The organism is Ottowia flava, from assembly GCF_008017535.1.
GTDB lineage: Bacteria > Pseudomonadota > Gammaproteobacteria > Burkholderiales > Burkholderiaceae_C > Ottowia > Ottowia flava.
Window position 1 is genome coordinate 1 of sequence record NZ_VRUA01000041.1, and the last position, 6664, is coordinate 6664.

Here is a 6664-nt window from a genome sequence, read left to right on the forward strand (position 1 = left end):
ATGCACTTGTTCAGCAGGCATGCTGGCAACTACCCGAAGATCACGCAAGAACGGTGCTGGGCGGACTATTACGGCGGTTCTGCTGGACAGCCTGCCGCTGGAATGCCTGACGGCGGCAAGCAGGCATTCCGCCGTCCTGGCCCGCCTGGGTTGTCGGACGCTGGGCGATGTGCGCAAGCTGCCCCGCGGGGGCATGGCGCGGCGCTTCGATGCAGCCCTACTGGAATCTCTGGATCGCGCTTATGGGCTTCGTCCCGACAGCTACGAATGGCTCAGGTCGCCCGACACCTTCGAGGCAAGCCTGGAGTTGATGTCCCGCGTCGAAACCGCTCCGGCGCTGCTGTTCGGGGCGCGGCGCCTGCTGCTGCAGTTGTCGGGCTGGTTGTCTGCGCGTAGATCAGGGGTGATGGCGTTCACGTTGCACTGGGCACACGATGCCATGCGTTCGCGTGAGACCGGTGAAGGAGGTGCGCGGACGGTGCGCACGGCGCAGACCACCCGCAACATCGAGCATCTGAGCCGACTGCTGGCTGAGCAGTTGGCCAAGGTCAGGCTGGAAGCACCGGTCGGTGATCTTCGACTGACGGCCGACGAAGTGCACCCGCTGATCGAGAACAGCGCCTCCCTCCTCCCTGACCCGCAAGAGAAAGTTGAATCGCTGGCCCTGGCCCTGGAGCGCATCGCGGCCCGGCTAGGCCCTGATCGGGTGCGCCGCCCTCGCGTTCGCGCCGATCATCGCAGCGAATGGATGGGTTGGTGGCAGGCATGTGAAGAGCCGATGCCCAGGACCCAGCCCGAACCGCCGCCGGTCCCCCAGCCGACCTTCCTGCTGCCCGAACCCCTGGAGCTGGCCGTCAAGGCCAATCGCCCGCTCTACCAAGGCCCGCTGCAGCTTCTGGTCGGCCCCCATCGCGTAGAAGGCGGCTGGTGGCATCGCAGCGGCACAGGGGCCGAAGCCCAGAGCCTGAACGTGGCCCGCGACTACTGGGTGGCCCTGAGCGCCCACGCCGGCGTGCTGTGGGTGTTCCAGACCCGGCTGGCCGGCGATCAGGGCGCCTGGTTCCTGCACGGCGTGTTCGCCTGAAGGCCGTGCGATGGAGTCCGTGGATGACTACGCCGAGCTTTGGTGCGCCAGCAACTTCAGCTTCCTGCGGGGTGCCAGTCACCCGGAGGAGTTGGTTGCACGCGCCCACAGCCTGGGCTATCAGGCCCTGGCGATTACGGATGAATGTTCGGTCTCGGGCATGGCACGCGCCCACGTCGAAGCCAGGGAGCTTGGCCTGCACCTGCTGGTGGGGGCGCAGTTCACGGTCACGGGAGACACGCCGTTCACGTTGATCGTGCTCGCGTGCAACCGAAACGGTTACGGCAACCTGTGCGCGTTCATCACCCGATTGCGGCGTGCAAGCGAGAAGGGAAGCTACGCCGTGACCGCCCAGGACATCGATCCCGATTCCTTGATCGATTGCGTTGTCTTGTTGGCGCCACCGAAGACCGCCACGCCGACGGAGTTGGTCGTGGCCGGGGAATGGCTGCGCGCGGGCTTTGCGGGCCGAAGCTGGATGGCGGTGCACCTGGCGCGTGAACTCGGCGACGAGCTGTGGCTGCACCGGATGCGCGAGTTGAGTGCGCTGTCTGGCGTCCCGTTGGTCGCCGCCGGGGACGTGCACATGCACGTGCGCTCGCGCAAGCCCTTGCAGGACGCCCTGACGGCCACGCGCATCGGCAAACCGTTGACGGAGTGCGGCTATGCCTTGCAGCCGAACGCGGAGCGGCATCTGCGCACCCGCTTGCGGCTCGCATCTCTCTACCCGGCTGAGCTGTTGCGCGAAACCCTGGAGGTTGCCGGCCGCTGCACCTTCAGCCTCGACGAGTTGCGCTACCAGTACCCGGATGAGGTGGTGCCCAACGCCCATACGCCGGCGACCTGGCTGCGCCAGCTCACCTACGAAGGTGCCGGCCAGCGCTGGCCCGCCGGCATGATGGCTTCCGTCCAGCAGCAGATCGAGCATGAACTGGAGCTGATTGCCGATCTGGGCTACGAGCACTATTTCCTCACCGTCCACGACATCGTCCGGTTCGCCCGATCACGCCACATCCTGTGCCAGGGCCGCGGCTCGGCCGCCAACTCGGTGGTCTGCTACTGCCTGGGCGTCACGGAAGTCGATCCGGCCCGAATGCGCGTGCTGTTCGAGCGCTTCATCAGCAAGGAACGCAACGAGCCGCCGGACATCGACATCGACTTCGAGCATGAGCGGCGTGAAGAGGTGATCCAGTACCTCTATGAGCGTTATGGGCGGAATCGGGCTGCGCTGACGGCCACCTGCATCTCGTACCGACCCCGCTCCGCTATCCGCGACATGGGCAAGGCGCTGGGGTTCGAAGAAGCATCGCTGGACCGGCTGGCCTCTTCCCATCAATGGTGGGATGGCTCGGCGATTGCCGACGAGCGACTGGTCGAAGCCGGGCTGGATCCCAACGATCTGGCCGTGCGCCAGCTCATGCATCTGACTAGCCAGGTACTCGGGTTTCCGCGGCACTTGTCTCAGCACACGGGAGGGTTCGTGCTGACGCGCGACCTGCTGTGCCGGATGGTGCCGATCGAGAACGCCTCGATGCCGGATCGCACCGTGATCCAGTGGGACAAGGACGACTTGGATGCCCTGGGCCTGCTCAAGGTGGACTGCCTCGCCCTGGGCATGCTGACCGCGATCCGCAAGGCGCTGGACTTGATCGGAAACGCAAAGGGCCACGTGTTCACGATGCAGGACATTCCGATCGAAGACTCAGAGACCCACCTGAAAACAAGGTCGGGATCAAGAACAGACAACCGTTCCCCAACGGAGAATCACGGGTTCGGAGAGCTCTTTGCAGACCCCTGCTCTCCGACGAACTTGATCGCCCATGCAGCCACGGGTGGCCCGATGGTCTCGAAAACAGCAATTGCTGCGAGGACGATGGCGCTTACCTTGGTGCCAAGCTCCGGCGTGAGTGTCGACGTCGTTTGCAGCAACCCAATAGCCAGTCCTGCCATGGGAACCAAGAGCAAGCCTGTGGCAAAGGCTTTCTTCGGCGGGTATCCAAAAAGCGTTCCCAGACTGGTGACCGTCAATACCTTGGCAGCAGTGCGAGCGCCGACAAACGCCAACGCTACTGGCCAGTACTGCACTAGGTCGTGCAAATGGAGTCTCGCGCCTGCGACGACAAAAAGGGTAATGAAGAACACATCGCCGCCACCTCCAAACTCGATGGCGCTGAGGCTTGACCGCCGCCTTTCAAGCCAACGGGTAGCAATGCCTAGACTTAGGGCGCCAAACAACGCCGAAACATTCAATGCTTGGGACAGGCCCAAGACCAGCAATACGCCACCAACGACTAGTGGAAAACGCAGATGCTCCTCATGAGCCAGGGTTGCCCGCGAAACGCGCGTGATGATCAGGGCAATGACTAGGCTCGCGGCTGCCGCACCCACCATGCTCAGGAGCGGCAACTCAATGGCCTTCCAGACCGTTTCACCTTGACCGACCAGCGCTATCGGCAATGCCAGCGTGAAGAACAGAAAAGATGCCACGTTGTTGATGGCGACCAGCATTTCAGCGGCATCCAGAGTTGGCCCTTCCGCATCCAGTTCGTGCGCCACATGAATCAATACCGCAGGCGAGGAAGAGACAGCAACTGCGCCGCCCAGCAGGGCGACCAAGGTCGACCCGCTGAGCCACCACAAAAGCATGCCAATGACCAACGCGGTCAGGAGGCTCTCGGCGACACCGGTCATGACAAGTCCTGGTGTTCGCCACGCCTTCACAGGATGAAGCGCGGCCCCAAGCTTGAACAGAATCAAGCCAAGTGCTACATCGACCAGCACCTTGGTCTGTGCAAGTGCTCCCTCGTTCAGTAGCGCCAGTCCACTGGGGCCCATCACGAGGCCGATGGCCATGTAGCCAGTGATTGTTGGCAGCCATCGAATCCGCGCTGCCAAGACCCCACCCAGCGCCCCAAGCACCAAAAGCAATCCGAATGTTAGAACCAGGTTGTCGCGCCCGAGGTGTGTCAAGAAGTCCATGAATTCGTTCATCTGAAGAGGCGTGGGCTGCTTAGCTATCTGGTGTCATGCCGACGACGATCGGTTGCTCATCAACCGACATGATCCACCGCTCAAGCTTATGCAACGAGTCTCGATTGCATCCGTGCTCGCGCTGAAGCGCTACCACACATCAAAACGAGGTCACCAACTGATAACGGTGTGTCGTCATCTGGCAAGAGAAGCTTATGGCGATCCTTCGGCAACTCTCGCATTAGCAAGAGTGGCACGGCACGAACCCGTTGCTCGTGGGAGCCGGCACCCGTCAACAATTGACGCACAGATACGGAGAGTCCTTGACGGATCGATTGCGCGAAGGTCGGGGCACTCGACACATCAATTTTCACGGTCCAAGATTCCAGGACGTCGTCCCCGATTGTAGTCCTCAATCGTTCGAGCAAACTTGCAGCCCACTCCTCCGATTCATCACGCGCGCGACGCAGAAAAGCAGACAGGAGAGGAGCGCGCAACTGACGCAGAACCTCGGCGGCAATCACGAAGCCAGACAACACAACCAAGTCTGCGCCCGAGGCCTCGAACACGTTGGCATTGCGCCGCTGTTCCTGTCTTGCCACGACGAACAAGCGCTTGCGCTGCGGGCCTGCCGCGAGGACGATCGCAAGGTTGTCGATGTCAATTTCAGTGCCGGCTACCAACGCCCCCACGTCGTCTTGGACAGCTTGTTTCAAAACGGAAGGATCAGTGGGTGAGCCCGCAATGTCGAGGTGATCCTCGCGTACCGACACGTCCTGCCTCAGCACGAGGCGGCGCAACTTGCTCAATGTGCTCACGTTGATCACTCCTGCTCCCCTGTGCTGAAAAACTCAGCACGATAGAGCGGCAACGTGGCTCAGGTTTCAACGTGAACGCCTCCCAAAATGGCCCAGCTTTGGAAATGAATCAACATACCAGCGCAAGTCTGCGTGAATCGGGAACTGATGCGAAGTTCGAAGACCCGGCAGGAACGCATGGGCCGATCGACGAACAAGTGTCCGTCGTCGCAACAACTCAGCTTGCACGACCGGTGCAGTTCTGCGGAGCAGTGATCAACGCGCTAGCGCTCTTTGGTTCTGGGGCACGATGGCGATGGTGATGGAGTCGGCGAGTTGAGTTATTCCAACTTGCTGCTTCACCGGTTTGAGGCCTCCTGGCGCGCACCCGGTCCGTCCTCGTCGGCAAAGCTCGCGCGGTGCAAGTTCATGAGCTCGTCGCGCTCTTCTTCCAACTGCAGCGCCGCGAGCGACCGTTTCAGCGCCCTGCTGGCGACCTTGCGAGCAGACGCGGCCAGTGGCTCGCTGCAGTCGGCATGGACGACGGCCAGCAGCTTCTGCAATCGGCAGTGAACTTCGAAAACAGCGGCGCCGTCGCGTGCGATCGGGTCGAAGGCATCGCGGACCAAACCTGCCTCGTCCAGCGGGATGACAGTGACATCGGGGTATCGCACTGTCGAGGATTCGCCCTTGGAATTGTTCGTTGCAGATTCCCTTGGAGACCGCGGAAATCGACGTACGAGTAGGGCCGCCATTGCCGTGGCCGTCTGAATGGCGGTTCCCGGATCATTGATCGCAGGCGACAGTGCTCGTTGCGCGATCTCCGACATAACCACCACAGCGTATCTGGGGTCGTCGTCGAGGCTGCGCCAGCTTGACACAACAAACGCATCCAGAATTTCGGCTAGCGCCGGTCCATCGACTTCGCAGTCCTGACCCTCAATATGCGCCACGGGGATCGAAGGCGCCACAAACTGACCCGGCCGCGTCAGCACATGGATCACTTTGCCCGTTTGCTCCGCCTGTCGTTGCAGCGATTCGAAGTCGACTGCCACAAGATAGCCTGCACGGTCGGGGTGAATCAGCACTCCCAGCGCTCTATCTGCCGGCCCGGGCTGCGAACCCATCCACGGATCTTCAACGTAGCGAGCCAAGGCTTTATCCGCCACGTCGGCTGTTTTCTCCAGGGTATCGGAAAGCCTGCCCAGACGAGTCAAAGAACGCACCCAGAGCACGAGGCGCACGATGAGGTATGCCAGCACTACAAGCGTGCCCAGCAACAGCACGAACCTGCCGACTGGGCCGTAGAACTGCAGCGCCAGCGCAACCTTGGCGACGATCGCGTAGATAAAGGCGGCCAGGAAGCTGGCGATCGCGCGGTGCGCGCCCGGATCGCGCATCACGATGGCTGCCGCGCGCGGTGTCGCGCCACTGCTCGCGGACGAGAAGGCGGCCACCATCGTGCCCAGTGAGAAAGTCACGACGGCCAACATGCTCGGTAATAGTCCGCCCAGCACCGTTCTTGCGTGATCTTCGGGTAGTTGCCAGCATGCCTGCTGAACAAGTGCATGCCCGTGGGATGGTGTGCACCAACAGGAGATGGTGCACACCATGGAGAGACAGACGGGCGAGATCGTCGGCAGCATTCGCCGGCAACACGATCGGCAATTCAAGCGGTATCTGGTGGAGCTGAGCCAACAGCCTGGCGCCTCCGTAGCGGCGATCGCGCTGGAGCACGGTATCAACGCCAACTTGCTGTTCAAGTGGAGGCGCAACGCACTGTGCGCGCAGGTCAATTCCGAACCGGCGGTAC

General features: G+C 62.0%; 5 protein-coding genes and 1 pseudogene. 3 read left to right on the top strand and 3 right to left on the bottom strand.

Annotated elements, in window-relative coordinates; translation table 11 throughout:
- Together FVQ98_RS19375 and FVQ98_RS19380 are read left to right on the top strand one after the other, a co-directional pair.
- The coding region (locus tag FVQ98_RS19375; protein ID WP_222707631.1) for a DNA polymerase Y subunit UmuC family protein at positions 1-1084 on the top strand (1084 nt) is incomplete at its 5' end.
- Between the two features lie 10 nt (positions 1085-1094).
- Positions 1095-2798: pseudogene (locus FVQ98_RS19380) on the top strand (PHP domain-containing protein); the annotation flags it as partial.
- 50 nt (positions 2799-2848) lie between these two features.
- On the opposite strand, the gene FVQ98_RS20380 reads toward FVQ98_RS19380, so the two are convergent.
- The 3 genes from FVQ98_RS20380 to FVQ98_RS19395 form a co-directional block, all read right to left on the bottom strand.
- Positions 2849-4075: a cation:proton antiporter gene (locus FVQ98_RS20380; protein ID WP_147915102.1), complete on the bottom strand. Its 1227-nt coding sequence runs from the start codon at positions 4073-4075 to the stop codon at positions 2849-2851.
- Positions 4076-4161: 86 nt separating this feature from the next.
- On the bottom strand, positions 4162-4872 hold the full coding sequence (locus FVQ98_RS19390; RefSeq protein WP_187265819.1) for an NAD-binding protein: 711 nt from the start codon (positions 4870-4872) through the stop codon (positions 4162-4164).
- Positions 4873-5210: 338 nt separating this feature from the next.
- Positions 5211-6497 (bottom strand): DUF2254 domain-containing protein, encoded by a 1287-nt coding sequence (locus FVQ98_RS19395; protein WP_147915100.1) that lies wholly within the window; start codon positions 6495-6497, stop codon positions 5211-5213.
- On the opposite strand from FVQ98_RS19395, the gene FVQ98_RS19400 reads away from it, so the two are divergent.
- The coding region (locus tag FVQ98_RS19400) for a transposase (protein WP_147915101.1) at positions 6463-6664 on the top strand (202 nt) is incomplete at its 3' end. The genes FVQ98_RS19395 and FVQ98_RS19400 overlap by 35 nt on opposite strands.